The sequence below is a fragment of the Priestia sp. TRN 1309 genome, from assembly GCF_050846875.1.
In the GTDB taxonomy this organism is placed as follows: Bacteria; Bacillota; Bacilli; order Bacillales; family Bacillaceae_H; genus Priestia; species Priestia zanthoxyli.
Genome location: NZ_JBOZGM010000004.1, coordinates 73034 through 91478, shown reverse-complemented (window position 1 = coordinate 91478; position 18445 = coordinate 73034). Strand labels below are relative to the sequence as shown.

Below are 18445 nucleotides of genomic sequence, written 5' to 3'. Positions count from 1 at the left end.
AGTAATGGAGAGAAGACTATGAAAAACCGTAAATCAACTTCTGCAGCTAATCGCCGTCAACAGCGCGTGTGTTTGGGTGATGAACGATTATTTGCAGTTGGTATTAAAGCGTTTATTGACAATACGCATGAATCACACCTAGACAAAAAAGGAGGTCATTGAGTGAAATGGTGCTTGTCAATTATTATTATTGTTTCCATTAATTTCTACGGTATTCAGGTGGATGCTGCAAAGAAGAGCAGATTTTATTATGAAAGAAAAGGAGATATCGTGTGGGAAGTTCCCATGAAAGATGAGAAGTTAATTGCGCTTACATTTGATGATGGACCAGATCCTAAATATACGCCGACTATTTTAAATTTATTGCAAAAATACGGTGCCAAAGCAACTTTTTTTGTAGTCGGCGATCGAATAACGTCATTTCCCAAGCTTGCTCAAAGAGAAGTTCGTGAAGGTCATGAACTTGCTAATCATACATATAGCCATTTGAAAGTAAGGGGCCAGGAAGTAGAGAGAATTGAACAAGAAATTGAAAAAGCGGATGAACGTATACAAGCTATTACAGGAATAAAACCTTACCTGTTTCGTCCACCTACTGGTTATTATGACGATCGGGTAGTAAAAGCTGCTAAAAATCAGCAGTATACGATTATTCTTTGGTCTTGGCATCAAGATACATTTGATTGGAGAAATCCAGGCGTCGGTAAAATTGTAAGTCAAGTGCTTAACCATGCCAGGTCAGGAGATATTGTATTGTTTCATGATACGGGAGGAGATCGAACTCAAACCATTGAAGCATTAAAACAAATTTTACCGAAGTTAAAGGAAGAGGGGTATAAATTTGTAACGGTCTCAGAACTTTTAAAACATCATCCCAATTATAAATCTCTTTATTTGATGCAACAGCAAAAACAGCACTCCGTTCAATAAGCGGGTGCTGTTTTTCTAGTAAAAGCTTTAGCTAATCTTTTAACTGGTTTTTCCTTCTCTTTCGTCCCCATCAGACGTATTTTTTTGGAAAAATGCTTTTACTTTATCTCGTTTTTTCTTCGAAATAAGAATATATAATGTATCACCTGCAAAAATTTGTGTATTTCCTCTAGGTGTAAGTAATTTATCATCTCGAATAACAGCAGTCACTAAAATGTCTTCAGGGAGGTGAAGTTCTTCAAGCGATTTACCTGATATATCTGCATGTTCCACGAGCTTCAACTCAATCATTTCATTTTTGGTTTTGCCCATCGAAACAAGCTCGAGACTGTGAGGAACCGTCTCTTTTTCACCTTGAGAAAGGTTTAGAAATTTGGCTAAAGGAGCGATTGTTGCTCCTTGAAGAAGAGCGGAAGTTAAGACCACAAAGAAAACGACGTTAAAAATGAGCGTGCTGTTCTCCAAACCTGCCATCATAGGATAAGTAGCCAATACAATTGGAACAGCTCCTTTTAAACCGGCCCAAGAAATAAACAGTTTTTCTTTGGATGAGTATTTAGCAAACATCATCGAAAGAAATACGCCGAGTGGACGAGCGACAAACATAAGTAAAAGAGATAACAGTATACCCTGCCAAATGATATCTAGCAGTTGATTAGGAAAGACAAGAAGGCCGAGTAAAATAAACATTAAAATTTGCATCATCCATGCAAAACCTTCGTTAAAGCGGACAATTGTGTGACGATAAGTTAGATCTGCATTTCCTACTACCACTGCCATTACGTATACAGCAAGTAGACCGCTTGCCTCTACAAATGTGGAAATTCCATAGGTTAAGGCGGCCAATGACAATGTGAGCACAGGGTAAAGCCCAGAAGAATCTAAATTAATTCGATTAATAATCCAAACGGATGCTTTTCCAAGTACTAAACCAAGTACCAGCCCGATTCCCATTTGCCAAAAGAAATTAAAGATTAATGAGAGGATAGGAGAGTCTGGATGTTGAATTAATTCAATAATAGAAACGGTTAAGAAAATGGCCATCGGATCGTTGGAACCAGATTCTGCTTCTAGCGTGGAGTTTAGTTTTTGGCGGATGTTCTGTGTCCCTAGTACAGAGAACACGGCTGCAGCATCTGTAGAGCCAACGATTGCCCCAAATAAAAAGCCTTCAAGCCAAGTAACACCTAAAATATATTTGGCAAGTACACCCGTTAAAACTGTCGTAATGAGGACTCCGAAAGTAGCTAATGAAACGGAAGGGCGAACAACGCGTTTAACATCTTTCCATTTGGTCTGCACGCCTCCATCAAAAAGAATAATGATAAGCGCTAATATTCCGAATCCTTGTGTTAAAAGAGCATTGTCAAAGTAGATGTAGTGGCTAACAACCATTCCTACAATAATAAAGAGTACAAGCGAAGGGACCCCAAGGCGAGTAGAGAACTTTGCAGTAAGTACCCCTATGACAAGGAGAATGGATAATAAGAGAATTGAATGGTCTACCGTAAAATCCAAAAAATACACCTCTTTTGTTCAAAATTTTTATGTAAGCAATAAGTGAGGTTCCTCTATAATAATTGTAGCATAATGGATTTAAAACCTTGAGAAATCTGCTTATCAAAAAAAGAGATGCATAAACATCTCTTTTTTGGTCATGTATGAATAACAGGGATAGATTCTTATTTAACATCTTGCTCGTGATAAAGATGAGGAGCTTTAAATGTTGCTTTCTTTTTAACGGAAGAACCTTGTTGGTCTGGACGGGAACGATCGTAAATAGCTGTTCCAACAATCTCAGCCACATCTTGAAGTTTTTCTTTGCTTATTTTATCAAGGGTATCTTCAGGCGTATGATACCAAGGTTCAGACGGACTGTGAATAAATAGAGCAGCCGGTATTCCTGCCTCTGCAAAAGGAACGTGATCACTGCGGCCGCCAGCTTGGAATGGCGTAGGTGATCCATTTAATCTTGTACTTGAAGCTTGAGCTAATTCTGTGACAAGATTTGGTGTTCCATCAGCTGTATTCATCACCAAATCTCCCGCATCTCGACTTCCTACCATGTCTAAATTAAACATTCCAACAATACGATTTTTCTCATTTTCAGATAGCTCACTAACATAATGCTCGGATCCTAGCAAGCCTACTTCTTCAGCTCCGAATGTAACAAATCGCAGTTCTGTATCGGTAGGAAGAGTTTTAAATACGCGAGCTAATTCAAGCACCATTGCTGTTCCAGAAGCATCGTCATTTGCCCCAGGTGCTCCGGCCACAGAATCATGATGAGCACCTACTACAATAATATCATTTGTTCCTTTTTTCTTAAAAGTAGAAGGTTTAGCAGCGGTTACATTATAAGATGTTCGCTCACTTACGACAGCTCCTTCAATTTTTACTGTACCTGAAGGCTTTTCGCCTTTTTGAATAGAAGTAAGAATCTTTTCACCTTCTTCTTTGGTAACAGCAAGAGACGGAATGTAGTTATCATTAGCGCCGCCAAGCGTTCCGTTTAGCTCACCGTCTGTATTATTAAAAATAATGACGGCTGCAGCCCCTTTTTCAGCAGCATTTAATACTTTTTCACCAAAAGTAATAGTGCCTCGCTGAACTAATACAATTTTACCTGTCACATCTTTGTTTGCTAAATTATCTTTTGTACCCAGCCCTCCATCGACAATTTCAGCTGTGACATTTCCATTGGTGCTATAAGTAAAAGTTGTTGGAGAGTAGCCGGTACCGTTTACGCTTAGTGAAAAACTAGCTGCTGGTGTGTAACCGGTAAAGGTAAAAGGTTCCACTTCGCTCTCATAGCCTAGTTTAGACAAACGCTTTTGAACAAATGTAGCAGCTTCGCGTTCAGCTTCAGTTCCTGCCACACGAGGTTTTTTTGAGAGATACGCAATGTCTTGATAAATTTTCTCAGCATTGATTTTTTTTAATACTTTTTGTTCAGAACTTTGATGGTGAGAAGCATTTGCAGAAGTAGAAGCTTGTACACTTGTAAAAGATAAAGTCAAACTTGTGGCTACAGCCAAAGAAATCACGGTTTTTTTCATTAAAATCCCCCTAAATTTATCGATGTAGTTGGTACTATTCGAATTTACAATATTAAGAAAATACAAAAAAGAGTATTATTACCTAAATGTTCCAGGATATTCCGTATCTAAATTCCTATTTTAATAGAGAAAATAATTCAAATAAAATGAAAATGCGGAAACAAATAAAGAGGATAAAAGAAACTGTGTCAAAAGTAATAAGAAAAGGTATTAGATAAGAATAAAAAAATAAGGTAAACTAGTTTAAAAGTAAGAAGAATATTCAGAACTTAATTGATGAAACATAGAGAGTATTCACATAAAAAACAAAGGCTGGTGGGAAATATTGATAAAAAATAGGGAGGGTGTACGAAAAGCAGCGGCGGTAACGGGTCTTCTGCTTTTAGGGGTGTACACCGTCTTTCAAACAATGGCATTTTTTAAAGGAGCATATGCTCTTAGCAGTTTGATAAAAGATAGTTTACTAGTGGGCATAACGGCTGGCACGTTTTATTTACTTCATAAGCGTTCGGTTTATACCCAGGTGTCTGATGAACAGTATCAGCTTGCTACATTAATAAACTCAATGCCAGATTTTATTTGTTTTAAAGATGGAGCTGGCAAATGGGTGGCGGTGAACGATTTTGGAAGAGAACTTTATCATTTAAAGGGTATTGATTACAGGGGTAAAACCGATGCAGAGCTTGGGGAGCTTGTGCCTTTCTTTCAAGCGGCTTTCTTACACTGTATTTCATCGGATGAAGAAGCTTGGAGAAAAAAGGAAAAGGTACGCATGGAAGAAGCATTTGAAATACCAAACGGCGAGGTCAAAACATTTGACGTCATTAAAGTACCTGTGTTTTTTGATGATGGCTCAAGAAAAGCTCTTATTACGATTGGACGAGATATCACTCAGCAAAAGCTTGCAGAAGCGCTTCTGATAAAAAAGGAAAAGCTTTCTGTAGTAGGCGAATTAGCTGCTGGAATTGCCCATGAAATTAGAAATCCGCTTACGAGTATTAAAGGGTTTGTTCAGCTCATGAAAGAAACAGACCGATCCGCGGTAGGGTATGCTAATATCATGCTTGATGAGCTGGAACGAATTAATGGTATTGTTAGTGAAATGCTCCTGTTGTCAAAACCTGAAAGTGAACATTTTCGCGTGTTTTCTCTTACAGAAGCGGTTAAGTATGTAATGAGTCTAACTTCCCATGAAGCTTTATTGAAAAATATTGACTTCTTATACGATGAACAAACAAATAACGCTAGTGTATATGGAAATAAAAATCACCTTATCCAAGTATTACTTAATGTTTTTAAAAACGCAATTGAAGCCATGGATAAGCCTGGAAATATTTATATCACAATCAAAACAGCGCAGGATGACCATATTTTTATAGAAGTTAGAGATGAAGGAGTAGGAATTTCTAAAGACCGTCTAGAACATATAGGAGAACCGTTTTTTACTTTAAAAGAAAAAGGAATGGGGCTTGGATTAACAATCAGCTCTAAAATTATTCATGATCATCACGGTACCCTGCAGATTGAGAGTGAACAGAAAAAAGGGACGGTTGTTAAAATCCGACTGCCTCTGTATGTCGAAGATACGGCGGTTTTTGCAAGCAAATGAAATGTTGTAAACGAAAAGTAATGAAAACGTCATCCATTTCTTATTGCTAAACGCAGCTGTACATGATGTAATAAAAGAAACGAACATGTCAGGAAGGTAGCAAAATGAGACGTGCAGATCAAAAAATTATATTACCGTATACACCGGAAAATTTAAGAATGCTATTGCTTCAAGTATGTGACGGAGAAAATCCGTTTTCCCATCAAGACCTTGCGTATTGGTGTGATAAATATACTCTCCATTATTATGAGTATGAAGCGGATGAAACGCAGTGGATGAATGATATGCAGCAGACAGATAATAGGCAAGATCTAGCTAAATCTTATGCCATTGCTAAAGATATTGGCTGGCAGTGGTACTTTTATATGGCTAGAGGAACGACGCTATCTGATATTCAATATGTCGAGCTTCACGAACTAGAATTACCCAGACATTTGTTTGTAAAATGGCTGAATGAATTATATGAAATGTAATCCTATATATGAAATGTAATCCTATATATGAATTGTAGTACATCCGGTCTGATGAAAGAAAGGCCATCTCTGGTAACGGAGCAAAAGACCACTGAAGTACATACAAGCGTAAAATAGAAAGCTAAGGAAAATCCTTAGCTTTTTTGTTTTGTCAAAATTATTCAAAAAAACTGTCTTTAGGAAAAAATATAAAACCTAGTTGACTTATTGGTATTGTTGTATTATAAGTAATAGAGACATAAATTATGGAAAAATCACAGGGGGAACATCTATGAATAACTTATTAGTCATTCTAAACATCCTTATTATGCTGGCACTGCTTGCGGGGCTGTTTATGATGCAGAAAAAACATGTATCATTTTCAAAGCGTGTGTTTACGGCGCTTGGACTAGGGATTATTTTTGGCTTTGCTCTTCAGTGGGTGTATGGTCCGACGCATGAAGTAACGATAACGACCGCCGATTGGTTTAGCATTGTAGGAAGCGGATATGTGAAGTTTCTTCAAATGATTGTCATGCCGCTTGTATTTGTGTCGATCGTAGCGGCATTCACTCGCTTAAAATTGACGAGCAACATTGGAAAGATTAGTAGTTTAATTATTGGCATTTTGCTTGTTACAACAGCGATAGCAGCTGCAATTGGTATTTTTACAACAACGAGCTTTAATTTAGAATCTGTCCAAATCACAAAAGGGGAAGCGGAACTTCAGCGCGGAGAGGACTTGGAAAACAATTTATCTAGTTTAGAAGCAAAAACAATTCCGCAGCAAGTAGTAGAATTATTACCTGCTAACCCGTTTCTTGATTTAACAGGCGCACGATCAACTTCCACGATTGGCGTTGTCATCTTTGCCGCATTTGTTGGAATTGCGTATTTAGGCGTGAAGCGTAAAAAAGCTGAGGAAGCGGCGTTATTTTCAAAAATTATTGATACGCTTTATGCAATTGTCATGCGTGTAGTGACGCTCATTCTTCGTTTAACTCCTTATGGGGTACTTGCAATTATGACCAAAACAGTAGCAACGAGTGATATTGATGCAATTGTTAAACTTGGAAAATTTGTTGTAGCATCATATGTCGCATTGGCAGCTATGTTTATCGTTCACTTAGTTATTCTAACAATCATCGGTGTAAATCCGATCACATATGTTAAGAAAGTATTTCCTGTATTGGCGTTTGCCTTTACTTCTCGTACGAGTGCTGGAGCATTGCCTTTGAATGTTAACACACAAACAAGACAGTTAGGGGTTCCAGAAGGAATTGCGAATTTTGCAGGTTCATTTGGTCTTACAATCGGTCAAAACGGATGCGCTGGAATATATCCAGCTATGTTAGCCGTTATGATTGCACCAACGGTAGGTATTGATCCTTTAACGCCTTCATTTATTTTCACGTTGATTGCCATTGTAGCAATTAGTTCGTTTGGCGTAGCAGGGGTTGGCGGAGGAGCGACATTTGCGGCTTTACTTGTATTATCTTCTATGAATTTGCCCGTAGCGCTAGCAGGCTTATTAATTTCAGTAGAACCACTGATTGATATGGGACGTACGGCACTTAATGTAAGTGGAAGCATGACAGCCGGAGTCGTAACTAGTAAACTAACAAAAGAGTTAGATACAAACGTATACAACGATCAAACCATCTCACCTGAAACAGCAGAAGTGTAAAAGAGATACGGCATCCATAGTTAACATTGTTAACTATGGATTTTTTTTCTTTATCCGCATAAAATAGGAAAAAATACTTATGATAACGTTTTCAAAAAAGGTTATAGTGAAAAATGTGTACGTACTTTATTTTACGGGAGGGTTTTAATTGAAACGTAGTTGGACTAAATATGCAATGGTACTGACGGCTTTACTCTTACTAGTAAGCTCTTTTTTTAGCCCGTTTATGCAATCGTTTGCATCTGCAGCGGATACCACAAAACTCACGATTCACTATCAGCCTGCTTCAAACGATACAAAAGAATGGGGATTATGGGTTTTTCCTGAAGGAGGAGAAGGGAAGCCTTACGCATTTACAGGGGAAGATCAATTTGGAAAAGTAGCGGAAGTTGAACTACCCGGTACTTATGACAAAGTAGGTTTTATTGTACGAACCGAGTCGTGGGAAAAAGATGGAGGAGACCGCTTCGTTTCAGTGGAGAACGGTGAAGGAGAAGTATGGGTAAAAAGTGGAGATGAACATACATATACGTCTCCTCCTGACGGTGAATATCGAGATTTACCGGAATTTGATAAAGTAAACGTTACCTTAAACTATCATCGGTACGATGGAGATTACAGCGGGTGGAACATTTGGACATGGCCAGGTGATGAAAAAGAAGGCAAGCAAATCGAATTTACGGAAGACACGAATTTTGGGAAGAAAGCAACTTACACAATTAACAGTGGAAGTGGTAATTTATTTGACAAAATTGGTTTTATTGTACGCCATTCTACTAGTGATAGCGATTGGGAAAATAAAGACGGAGGAAACCGCTTTATTACCAAGGTTGGGAAAGATGGGAATGTAGAAGTATGGATTGTTCAAGGGCAAAATCGAATTTATTATGATAGAGCTGTAGTAGATATCACTCGGAAAATCATGAAGGCGACGATGGATGCATTTAATCAAATTACATTAGAAACAAACGTACCGTTCGATTCTTCTAAGAGTGTAGGAGACATTGAAATTGACGGAGCTCAAATTGAGAAAGTGACACCTTATAAAGAGGGAGGAGACTCTGTTACTACTAAAGTTAAAATCATAACAAAACAGCCTCTGGACGTTACACAAACGTATAGAGTTAAGCAAAAAGGATACGGATCAGCTGATGTAGTCAATGGAAATGTCGTGCGTACGAAAGAATTTGACGAAAAGTATGCATATAGCGGAAACGATTTAGGAAACACATATTCTAAGAAACAAACAAATTTTCGCGTATGGGCTCCAACTGCAAGCGAAGCCAAGCTAGTGACTTATTCGTCATGGAACTCGAAAGCTTTAAAAGAAATTTCTATGACTAAAAGTGAAAAAGGAACGTGGAAAGCGGAGTTAAAAGGAAATCAAGATGAACTAATTTATACGTACAAAGTAAAAATTGGGAACGTCTGGAATGAAGCGGTTGATCCATATGTACGAGCAACAACGGTCAATGGAGATCGCGGAGTCGTCGTAGATTTGGCTAAAACAAATCCGAAAAAGTGGAGTACAAATAAGCCGAAATTTAAAAATCCAGAAGATGCCATTATCTATGAACTGCACGTACGAGATTTATCGTCTCAAAAAGAGAGCGGTATCAAAAACAAAGGAAAATATTTAGGCGTAGCGGAGTGGAATACGAAAGGACCAAATGGAGTAAAAACAGGACTCAGTCATATTAAAGATTTAGGTGTAACGCACGTCCAGTTCCTGCCTATTTACGATTATCGTACGGTGGATGAAACGAAATTAAACGAGCCGCAGTTTAACTGGGGATATGATCCGAAAAATTATAACGTCCCAGAAGGCTCCTATTCAACAAACCCATATAATCCTAAGACTAGAATTATTGAGCTCAAACAAATGATTCAAACGCTTCATGACAAGCAGCTTCGCATGGTAATGGACGTTGTTTATAATCACGTGTATGCAGTGAGTGAGCATAGTTTTGATAAACTAGTTCCAGGCTACTACTTCCGTTATAAAGAAGATGGAACTCTATCCAACGGAACAGGTGTTGGAAACGACACGGCGTCTGAACGGAAAATGGTTCGGAAGTTTATCGTAGATTCTGTTGCGTATTGGGCAAAAGAGTACCACATTGACGGGTTTCGGTTTGATTTAATGGGGATTCACGATACAAAGACAATGAATGAAGTGAGAAAGAAGTTAGATGAACTTGATCCTTCCATTATCGTCTTAGGAGAGGGCTGGGATCTAGGAACCGAGCTTGACGCTAAGCTCAAAGCTAACCAGAAAAACGCTCAGGATATGAAGCGCATCGCTCACTTTAATGACGGTATGCGGGATGGTCTTAAAGGCAGCGTATTTTTTGATCATGACAACGGATTTGTGAATGGAAAGCAAGGACAAGAAAAGCTCATACAGCAAAGTATAGCAGCTGGAATTGATTATGATCGTTCAACTGCCACGTATGAAGATCCAGATCAAGTTGTTACGTATGTAGAAGCGCACGATAACCATACGTTATGGGATAAGCTTCAGCTGACGAACCCTGCTGACACCGAGCAAACGAAAAAGCAAATGCACAAGCTTGCTTCTTCTATTATTTTAACATCTCAAGGAATGAACTTTATACATGCAGGTCAAGAGTTTATGAGAACAAAAGGCGGAGACCATAACAGCTATCAGTCACCCGATTCTGTCAATCAGCTAGATTGGAAGCGCCGAGCAGCTTTCAGACAAGAAGTAAATTACATGAAGGGACTTATTGCGCTGCGAAAGCAATATTCGTCATTTAGAATGACGAGTGCACAGGCTATTCATCAAAATTTACGCTTTGTTGATGCACCAGCAAACGTAGTAGGTTATACGTTAAATGCTAAAGCTAATAAAGATAAAGCAAACGAAATAATGGTGATTCATAATGCAAATAAACAAGCTCAAACGGTTCATTTGCCTTCTAACAGAACGTGGAGATTACTTGTTGACGGCGAGCGGGCCGGAACAAAAACGCTCCGTACGGTGAAAGGAAATACAATAAACGTTTCGCCTCTTTCGACATTTGTACTAGTAAGATAAGTTTTAGATAGCTAGAATGCATGTAGAAAAATTCAGAATATTTTATGCAAAATTGTTGATTTTACTAGATAACATGGTAAAATATTCATTGTTAGCGTTTTCAAAATTCGTGGGGAGGTATGTATTTGATGCAAAATCTTGGAGCGAAAAAAGTTGAAATGAGTCCGAAAGTAGTGGAGTTTTTAAAAGCAGTTAAACAGCTATACATTAATGGCGAATGGGTAGACTCTGTTTCAGGAAAAACGTTTGAAACAGTAAATCCAGCAACGGGTGAAAAGTTGGCAGATGTAGCTGAAGCAAATCCAGAGGATATTGATCGCGCCGTCAGAGCGGCTAGAGAAGCCTTTGATCATGGACCTTGGACAAAGATGTCAGCAGCTGAAAGAAGTCGACTTATTTATAAATTAGCTGATTTAATGGAAACACATCAATTGGAACTTGCGCAGCTTGAAACGCTTGATAACGGAAAACCAATTCGTGAAACATCAAATGCAGACATTCCATTAGCCATCGAACATTTCCGCTACTTTGCAGGGTGGTCAACTAAAATGGTTGGACAAACTATTCCTGTGCAAGGAGCGTATTTTAACTATACGAGATATGAACCAGTAGGAGTTGTTGGCCAAATTATTCCGTGGAACTTCCCGCTTTTAATGGCCGCTTGGAAGCTCGGAGCCGCTTTGGCAACTGGATGTACAATTGTGCTCAAGCCAGCCGAGCAAACGCCTCTTTCTGCACTTTACTTAGCTCGACTAGCCGATGAAGCAGGATTCCCAAAAGGCGTGCTAAACATTGTGCCAGGCTACGGGAAAACAGCAGGTGAACCGCTCGTTCATCATGATCTTGTCGATAAAATTGCTTTTACAGGATCTACTGCTGTCGGAAAAGCAATTATGAAACAAGCTAGCGACTCTTTAAAGCGTGTGACGTTAGAGCTTGGAGGAAAATCACCAAACATTATCCTCCCCGATGCAGACTTAACAAAAGCTGTTCCTGGTGCGCTTTCAGGTATTATGTTTAACCAGGGACAAGTATGTTGTGCTGGAAGTCGTCTGTATGTCCAAAAAAGCTTATATGATAATGTCGTAGCTGATTTAGTTTCTCAAACGAAATCTATTAAACAAGGAAACGGATTAGCTGATGAGACAACAATGGGTCCGCTTGTATCTGCGCAGCAGCAAAAACGAGTGAAAACCTATATTGATAAAGGAATTGAAGAAGGAGCGGAAGTACTCGCAGGAGGAAACATACCGTTTGATCAAGGCTATTTCGTAGAACCGACTATCTTTGCAGATGTCGATCATTCGATGACGATTGCTCGTGAAGAAATCTTTGGTCCGGTTGTAGCTGCTATGCCGTTTGACGATCTTGATGATTTGATTGCCAAAGCAAATGATACAGCATATGGTCTAGCAGCAGGCGTCTGGACACAGGATTTAAAGAAAGCACACTATATTGCTCATGGTATTAAAGCGGGTACAGTTTGGGTGAACTGTTACAACGTATTTGATGCAGCAAGCCCGTTTGGAGGTTATAAGCAGTCGGGAATTGGTCGTGAAATGGGAAGCTATGCGCTTGATAATTACACTGAAGTGAAAAGCGTATGGATCAATATGGAATAATAAGTAAGATTTTTTGTGAAAATCAATAGCATATCTTTGTGTGAAAAAGAGTAGTCTTTAGTGGACTACTCTTTTATTTGTTTAAGTCCCGCATTTTTAGAAAAGGAGTGATAACATTGCCGGTTATACAGGGCCCCTCGTCGTATAAGCTTACCGGTCACCTGCAAAAGTTTAGAGAGAACCCATTGGGTTTTTTGGAAAACTTGACTCAGTATGGAGAAATTGCAACATTTAGAGTTGCGCACAAACGCTTTTATGTAACGAGAGACCCTCAACTTATTAAAGATGTAGTCATTACAAACAGCAAGGCGTTTCAAAAAATTAAACTAACGCATATGTTTAAAACGCTGCTGGGTGAAGAAATGTTATGGACAGATGAAGCATTATACATGAGCCCCATTCAACCCTCACAACTTAAACAACATCTAACTTATAATAAGGAAGCAATCGCAAAAATAATTGAAAAGCATACGGAAACGTGGGAAGAAGGGCAGCTTCGAACGATAGTAAAAGACATAAGACAGATAGTCGTAGCTGTACTCCTTCAACTTGTATTTGGCATTTCGATTGAGGATAAAGACAAAATTCACTATGTTCAAGCGCTTATGAGAAAAAAAGAAAAGTTAGGCAAAATTTATATTCGTCTACCCTTGCACCAGCCTGACTCAGATGAGCAGCTAGAACAACTCCTTTTTGAACGCGTTCAAATGCGTGTTCAAAACAAAACCGAAGGAAATGACTTACTGCAGTGTGTATTAAATTCTCACGGGGAAGACATCGATGAAAGAGAAATATACGAACAGCTAAATTCTATATTCCTTTCGATGTATGAAATGATTACGCACGTATGCAGCTGGTCTATTCATTTACTGTCTCAAAATATTAGGGAGCACCTTCAGCTGCATAAAGAAATTCAAGCCTATGCTAGCGGTGAATCACTTTCAACCAAAAATTTGACCTATATGCGCAAAATAATTGCTGAAAGCATGAGGCTGTATCCGCCTCTTTGGCTATTTGGGCGTCAAGCACGTGAAGATATACAAATAGATGGTTACAGCATTAAAAAAGGGGAGATTATGTTAATTAGCCCTTATATGATGCATCGCCATGAAGATTACTTTTTAGAGCCAAGTGAATTTTTACCTGACCGTTTTGAAAAAGGAGGGTCCATTGATGTCCCAAGCTATATGTATATGCCGCTTGGGATTGAGCATCAAGCGGAAAGAGGCATGGACTATATCACTGAAATAGTAACTATTTTTCTGTCAGAAATGACAAAGCGCTTTTTATTTCAACTGACTAAGCCCGAGCCTATTGCTCCGATGGCGGGTGTTATGCTGAATATGAAAGAAGAACTGGATGTGAATGTTCACAAAGTTCACACGCAGTCTTGAATGAACGGGAATCCTTTCCCTCTTTATATCAGGCTGTCAATTTATTGACACATCCTGCATTGAGATTTATCATAGGATAATATTTGATAGAGATTACTGAAGGATTTTTAGAGGGGACTATGGATAAAACAATTAAACAGTTAGTGTCGCTAGTTGAAACATCATTACTAACGCAAGTTAAGATTCAAAGTGAAAGTGACTATGATCCAGTTGAAGTTACGAACAAAACAAAAGAGTGGGTACTTATTGGTAAAGGAAACTATGCCGGTGTGTTTACGCACGAGAATTATCCTGAATTTGTCGTAAAAGTATACGGAAGAGACGTTTATGGTGTAAAAAAAGAAGCGCAAGTGTATAGAAAGCTGGGCGTTCACCCAGCTTATTCTCAACTTTTTCATGAGGGAAAGACGTACTTGATTTTAAAAAGACTTACAGGTGTTACTTTGTATGATGCTGTACAGCGGGGAATAAAGATTCCAGAACAAGTCATAAAAGATGTGAACAAAGCTTTGGACTATGCAAGAAGCCAGGGGTTAAACCCGTATGATGTGCATGGCAAAAATGTCATGATGAAAGATGGAAGAGGATATGTGGTGGATATTTCTGACTTTTATAAGGAGGGTATTGATAAAAAATGGACAGACCTTGTAAAAGCTTATTACACCTTTTATCCGTTTATTGATAAATACCATATCCGCTTGCCGTATCCGCTTTTAAACGTTATCAGAAAAGCATATCGTCTATATCGTAGAATCAAATCAAAAAGGAGTTTCCGCTAAAGGGAACTCCTTTTTAAGATGAAATACAGCGCAGTACGTGCTGCTGTTCAAAAGTTGGTTTTAATTTGAATAGAATGGTTTGTAGTATTTCAGATTGATAGACAAATTTCAGCGTATGTTTAAGGGAAAGAGGATGTAAGAAAGAACGTATTCTTTTTTCAGCATAACGTATCACCTGTTCTTCATAAAATAAAGTACGTGCGGAGATTTTAGCGTGAATATCTTTTGTTAGTTCGATTGTAAACTGGATAATCATTAAATCAGTGTCTTTACAGTATTTTTCTAGTAGCATAATATCACCTCCATTTTGTCAACTCATTTACATAATCTTAATATAAAATTTACAAATGTCAATAAAACACGGAAAAATAAATGGTAAGACTGTTCTTTTTATATGTTGAATAAACAACAACGTTACAGAGGTGAGTAAAGTTGAATATTAACGTCGGGTTTGCAATTTTAGCTGATATTGATAATAAGATGACGGCTGCTATTTATGTGGAAAATCAAATTGTAGCGATTATAGCTGGACCTTCAGATATTCTGTATGAAAAGTTGAAAAAAGTGTTTTTATAATAGAGAAAAGATGTAATTGTAAATATGATTCATAAAAAGCTTAAAAATTCTATGAAATAGTCGAAATAAAAGATGAGGATAAAATACACAAAAAGAAAGAACAGGAAGTTAAGGATAGGAGAATTACATATGGATAAAACATCTTTTATTGGACTGATTTTAGGAATAGCCTCTCTTATTGTAGGCATGTTTTTCAAAGGGGTTAATCCATCTGTGTTAGGAAATCCGGCTGCTATTTTAATTATTATTGTCGGAACCGTCGGAGCAGTAGTGATTGCATTTCCTTCAAATGAAATCAAAAGAGTCCCAAAACTGTTTGGTGTCCTGTTTAAAGAACAAAAAATGCTGCAGCCCGTTGATTTAGTATCCATGTTTTCAGAATGGGGACAAGTTGTTCGAAAAGAAGGGTTACTATCACTTGAAGCCCAAATTATTGATGTAGATGACCCTTTCTTAAAAAATGGTTTGAATTTAGCTATTGATGGTCAAAGTGCGGATTATATACGAGACGTGTTGTCTGAAGAAATTGATGCTATGGAAGAGAGACATCAAACGGGTGCAAGTATTTTCGCTTTAGCAGGTACATATGCTCCAACTCTGGGTGTACTTGGAGCTGTTATAGGGTTAATTGCTGCGCTTGGGAACATGGAAGATACGGATACGCTAGGACATGCGATCAGCGCGGCGTTTGTTGCTACGCTTCTTGGTATTTTTACTGGGTATGTACTATGGCATCCGTTTGCAAATAAACTGAAGCGTAAATCGAAACATGAAGTAAAGGTAAAGTATATGATGATCGAAGGAGTGCTTTCACTTCTAGAAGGAGAAACACCGAAAGTAATTGAGCAAAAGCTGGCTTCCTATTTGCCAACAGCGGAACGTAAAAAGCTTCTTCAAGAAAGCGAAGTGGGCATAAATGAGTAGACGCAGAAAACGAAAGCATGAAGAGGACCATGTTGACGAAAGCTGGCTGCTTCCTTACTCAGATTTGCTTACACTTTTACTTGCTTTATTCATTGTATTGTTTGCAATGAGCTCAGTGGATGCGCAAAAATTTAAAAACCTTTCCCGCGCATTTAATGAAGCGTTCGTTGGAGGAACGGGCGTGATGGAATTTCAATCTCTGCAGGAATCTGAAGAAGCGGTTCAGCCTTCAAATACTCCTGCAGCTAAAAGTACGGAAAAAACAAATGAAGTAGAGACAGCTCCCAATCAGTCTCCTGCTTCTTCACAATCGTTAACGAGCGAACAAAAGGAGCAAACCATTCGAGAAGCTGATCAAGAAGAGCTTCAGCAAATTCAATCTAAAATTAATGCGTATATTCAAAAGAAAAACTTAACAAATCAATTGCAGACTTCGCTAACAGAGGAAGGTCTCTTAATTTCCATTCGAGACAATGTATTGTTTGATTCGGGAAGAGCACAAGTTCGGAGTGAAGATACAAAAATCGCAAATGATATTTCAGAGCTTTTGGTGATTGATCCTCCTCGTAATATTATTATTAGCGGTCACACCGATAACGTACCTATTCGGAACGCTGGTTTTGAATCCAACTGGGAGTTAAGCGTGATGAGAGCCGTTAACTTTATGAAAGCTATCTTAAAAAACGATAAGCTTAATCCAAGCATGTTCAGTGCAAAAGGGTTTGGAGAGTTCAAACCCGTGACATCTAACAATACAGCAGAGGGGCAAGCGAAAAATAGAAGGGTTGAAATATTGATTACTCCTCGTACAATTAAACAGCCGTAAAAGCAGGACTGCTTTTACGGCTGTTTTTCTATGTGTTATAAAGCTAAGAGTCTTCTCTTCTCAAAGTTTCCTCGTACTAGTTTGAGATCCATTCCATCTAAAATCAAATCAATGAGAGCGCCTTTAAAGACATCCGCTGTTTTTTTCTTATCATTGGACTGCAAATATTGCACGCGATACCACTTGTCTTCAACTTGAAAGTACATAAAACGACCGTGTGTAAAGTCAATCCAGAACTTTGTAGGTTGTCCATTGAGATTTTTATAAACATATCCCCAGCTTCGTCCTTGGTGAGCGTCCTTCATTTTAGGGCGAGCTGTATTAAATACTTCGTAATATACTTTGTGCTTAATATCATAGAGCATCATGTGACGGTCCTCCTATCTATAGACGTGCTAGCAGGTAAAGATATATTTGTATACGACAAGTATACTCAGATGAAAGGAATCGTAGACTATTTTTTTGAGACAAGCAGGAGCGAAGGTAAATGAAAAAGACAGTTTAAATTAGCTCAATTATTCCGCTTTTTTTATACTGTAAGTAAATGAGTTAAATAAGGAGGAAAAAATGAAACGAGTAGGAATAGTAGGTGCAGGAATGACCGGCCTTACAGCTGCGGCTGAATTACAAAAAGCAGGAATAGAGGTCTTTCTTCTTGATAAGGGCAAAAGTGTAGGGGGACGAATGGCTACACGAAGAGTAGGGGATGGAAAAGCAGATCACGGAGCTCAATTTTTTACAGTGAGATCCGATGAATTTCAGCAAGCCGTAAATAAATGGATAGCTGATAGAAAGGTTAAGAAGTGGTTTGGTGAGCATCACCCTCGTTATCAAAGTATAAATGGCATGAATGCATTAGCTAAATATTTAGCAAAAGATCTACGCGTATACTTGAATCGAAAAGTTCAAACCATTGATTTTCAAAACGGAAGGTACCAGCTGTATACAGAAGAAAATGAGATTTTTGAAGCGACTGATATCATTCTTACACCTCCGTCTCCTCAGGTTATTGAGATGCTTAATAACAGCAGGTTACAGGTGGACCAATCTATTCTTAAAACACTGAAATTCAGTCCTTGCTTGGTTGCTATCGTGGAGCTTTACACAGAGACGCTGTTTGGTGATCATGGTCAACTCACGAATCCATCTGGCACCATTCAAAGAATCGTGAATCATGAGCAAAAAGGAATATCAAAGACGCCTGTTCTTAGCGTATATATGAATACAGACTGGTCAGAAAAACATTTTGATAAACATGAACATGAGTTGCTGCGGGCGATAAAAAATGAAATAAAAGAATCGATAGGTGCAAATCATATTAAAAGCATTCAGTTAAAAAAATGGCGCTATGCAGAGGTTGAACAAGTTCTTCACCAGCCCTTTATCGAAATTATGCCGTCGCTACTGGTGGCAGGAGATGCTTTTTTAAGAAGGGAAGACAAGACGAACCACTCACGGTTAGAAAGCGCATATTTGTCAGGGAAATCGGCAGCCGCTGAATTGATGGAAAAGAACATCTAGAAAAA

At 38.4% G+C, this 18445-nt stretch carries 17 protein-coding genes; 13 read left to right on the top strand and 4 right to left on the bottom strand.

What is annotated here, in order from left to right:
* The first annotated feature begins 18 nt into the window (after positions 1-18).
* Both ACRPLQ_RS16680 and ACRPLQ_RS16675 read left to right on the top strand, forming a co-directional pair.
* On the top strand, positions 19-162 hold the full coding sequence (locus ACRPLQ_RS16680) for a hypothetical protein (protein WP_013056734.1): 144 nt from the start codon (positions 19-21) through the stop codon (positions 160-162).
* On the top strand, positions 163-930 hold the full coding sequence (locus ACRPLQ_RS16675) for a polysaccharide deacetylase family protein (protein ID WP_033578783.1): 768 nt from the start codon (positions 163-165) through the stop codon (positions 928-930). It begins immediately after the preceding gene.
* A gap of 39 nt (positions 931-969) precedes the next feature.
* Here the strand turns inward: ACRPLQ_RS16675 and ACRPLQ_RS16670 are convergent, their stop codons facing one another.
* The gene (locus tag ACRPLQ_RS16670) at positions 970-2448 is read right to left on the bottom strand and encodes a potassium/proton antiporter (RefSeq protein WP_033578784.1); all 1479 of its coding nucleotides are present in this window, start codon (positions 2446-2448) and stop codon (positions 970-972) included.
* A 164-nt stretch (positions 2449-2612) separates the two neighbouring features.
* Positions 2613-3989, bottom strand: coding sequence for a M28 family peptidase (locus tag ACRPLQ_RS16665; RefSeq protein ID WP_034269289.1), 1377 nt, complete (start codon positions 3987-3989; stop codon positions 2613-2615).
* A 325-nt stretch (positions 3990-4314) separates the two neighbouring features.
* Here ACRPLQ_RS16665 and ACRPLQ_RS16660 point away from each other — a divergent pair, with 325 nt between their 5' ends.
* The 7 genes from ACRPLQ_RS16660 to ACRPLQ_RS16630 all read left to right on the top strand — a co-directional run bounded on the left by ACRPLQ_RS16660 (position 4315) and on the right by ACRPLQ_RS16630 (position 14593).
* Positions 4315-5598: an ATP-binding protein gene (locus ACRPLQ_RS16660; RefSeq protein ID WP_165635940.1), complete on the top strand. Its 1284-nt coding sequence runs from the start codon at positions 4315-4317 to the stop codon at positions 5596-5598.
* A 104-nt stretch (positions 5599-5702) separates the two neighbouring features.
* Complete coding sequence (locus ACRPLQ_RS16655; RefSeq protein ID WP_013056739.1) at positions 5703-6071, top strand: hypothetical protein; 369 nt, start codon at positions 5703-5705, stop codon at positions 6069-6071.
* Positions 6072-6342: 271 nt separating this feature from the next.
* Complete coding sequence (locus ACRPLQ_RS16650; protein WP_221777486.1) at positions 6343-7737, top strand: L-cystine transporter; 1395 nt, start codon at positions 6343-6345, stop codon at positions 7735-7737.
* Between the two features lie 175 nt (positions 7738-7912).
* The gene (pulA, locus tag ACRPLQ_RS16645) at positions 7913-10798 is read left to right on the top strand and encodes a type I pullulanase (protein WP_432236244.1); all 2886 of its coding nucleotides are present in this window, start codon (positions 7913-7915) and stop codon (positions 10796-10798) included.
* Between the two features lie 128 nt (positions 10799-10926).
* Complete coding sequence (locus ACRPLQ_RS16640) at positions 10927-12420, top strand: aldehyde dehydrogenase family protein (protein WP_432236243.1); 1494 nt, start codon at positions 10927-10929, stop codon at positions 12418-12420.
* Positions 12421-12527: 107 nt separating this feature from the next.
* Entirely contained in the window at positions 12528-13814 is a 1287-nt protein-coding gene (locus ACRPLQ_RS16635) for a cytochrome P450 (RefSeq protein WP_080963438.1), read from the top strand.
* A gap of 119 nt (positions 13815-13933) precedes the next feature.
* On the top strand, positions 13934-14593 hold the full coding sequence (locus ACRPLQ_RS16630) for a serine/threonine protein kinase (protein ID WP_028413611.1): 660 nt from the start codon (positions 13934-13936) through the stop codon (positions 14591-14593).
* Between the two features lie 13 nt (positions 14594-14606).
* Here the strand turns inward: ACRPLQ_RS16630 and ACRPLQ_RS16625 are convergent, their stop codons facing one another.
* Positions 14607-14885: a hypothetical protein gene (locus tag ACRPLQ_RS16625; protein WP_014460422.1), complete on the bottom strand. Its 279-nt coding sequence runs from the start codon at positions 14883-14885 to the stop codon at positions 14607-14609.
* Positions 14886-15025: 140 nt separating this feature from the next.
* Here ACRPLQ_RS16625 and ACRPLQ_RS16620 point away from each other — a divergent pair, with 140 nt between their 5' ends.
* The 3 genes from ACRPLQ_RS16620 (at position 15026) to motB (ending at position 16919) form a co-directional block, all read left to right on the top strand.
* Positions 15026-15169 (top strand): hypothetical protein, encoded by a 144-nt coding sequence (locus ACRPLQ_RS16620; protein ID WP_014460421.1) that lies wholly within the window; start codon positions 15026-15028, stop codon positions 15167-15169.
* Between the two features lie 129 nt (positions 15170-15298).
* The gene (motA, locus tag ACRPLQ_RS16615; RefSeq protein WP_013056745.1) at positions 15299-16093 is read left to right on the top strand and encodes a flagellar motor stator protein MotA; all 795 of its coding nucleotides are present in this window, start codon (positions 15299-15301) and stop codon (positions 16091-16093) included.
* A complete protein-coding gene (gene motB, locus ACRPLQ_RS16610) occupies positions 16086-16919 on the top strand; it encodes a flagellar motor protein MotB (RefSeq protein WP_430078527.1) in 834 nt (277 codons plus the stop codon). The genes motA and motB overlap by 8 nt, the downstream gene beginning before the upstream one ends.
* A 35-nt stretch (positions 16920-16954) precedes the next feature.
* Here motB and ACRPLQ_RS16605 read toward each other — a convergent pair whose 3' ends face one another.
* Positions 16955-17287 carry a hypothetical protein gene (locus tag ACRPLQ_RS16605; protein ID WP_013056747.1) on the bottom strand — a complete coding sequence of 111 codons (333 nt, stop codon included), beginning with the start codon at positions 17285-17287 and terminating at the stop codon, positions 16955-16957.
* A gap of 199 nt (positions 17288-17486) precedes the next feature.
* On the opposite strand from ACRPLQ_RS16605, the gene ACRPLQ_RS16600 reads away from it, so the two are divergent.
* Positions 17487-18440 carry an NAD(P)/FAD-dependent oxidoreductase gene (locus ACRPLQ_RS16600; RefSeq protein ID WP_430078524.1) on the top strand — a complete coding sequence of 318 codons (954 nt, stop codon included), beginning with the start codon at positions 17487-17489 and terminating at the stop codon, positions 18438-18440.
* Positions 18441-18445 lie beyond the last annotated feature (5 nt).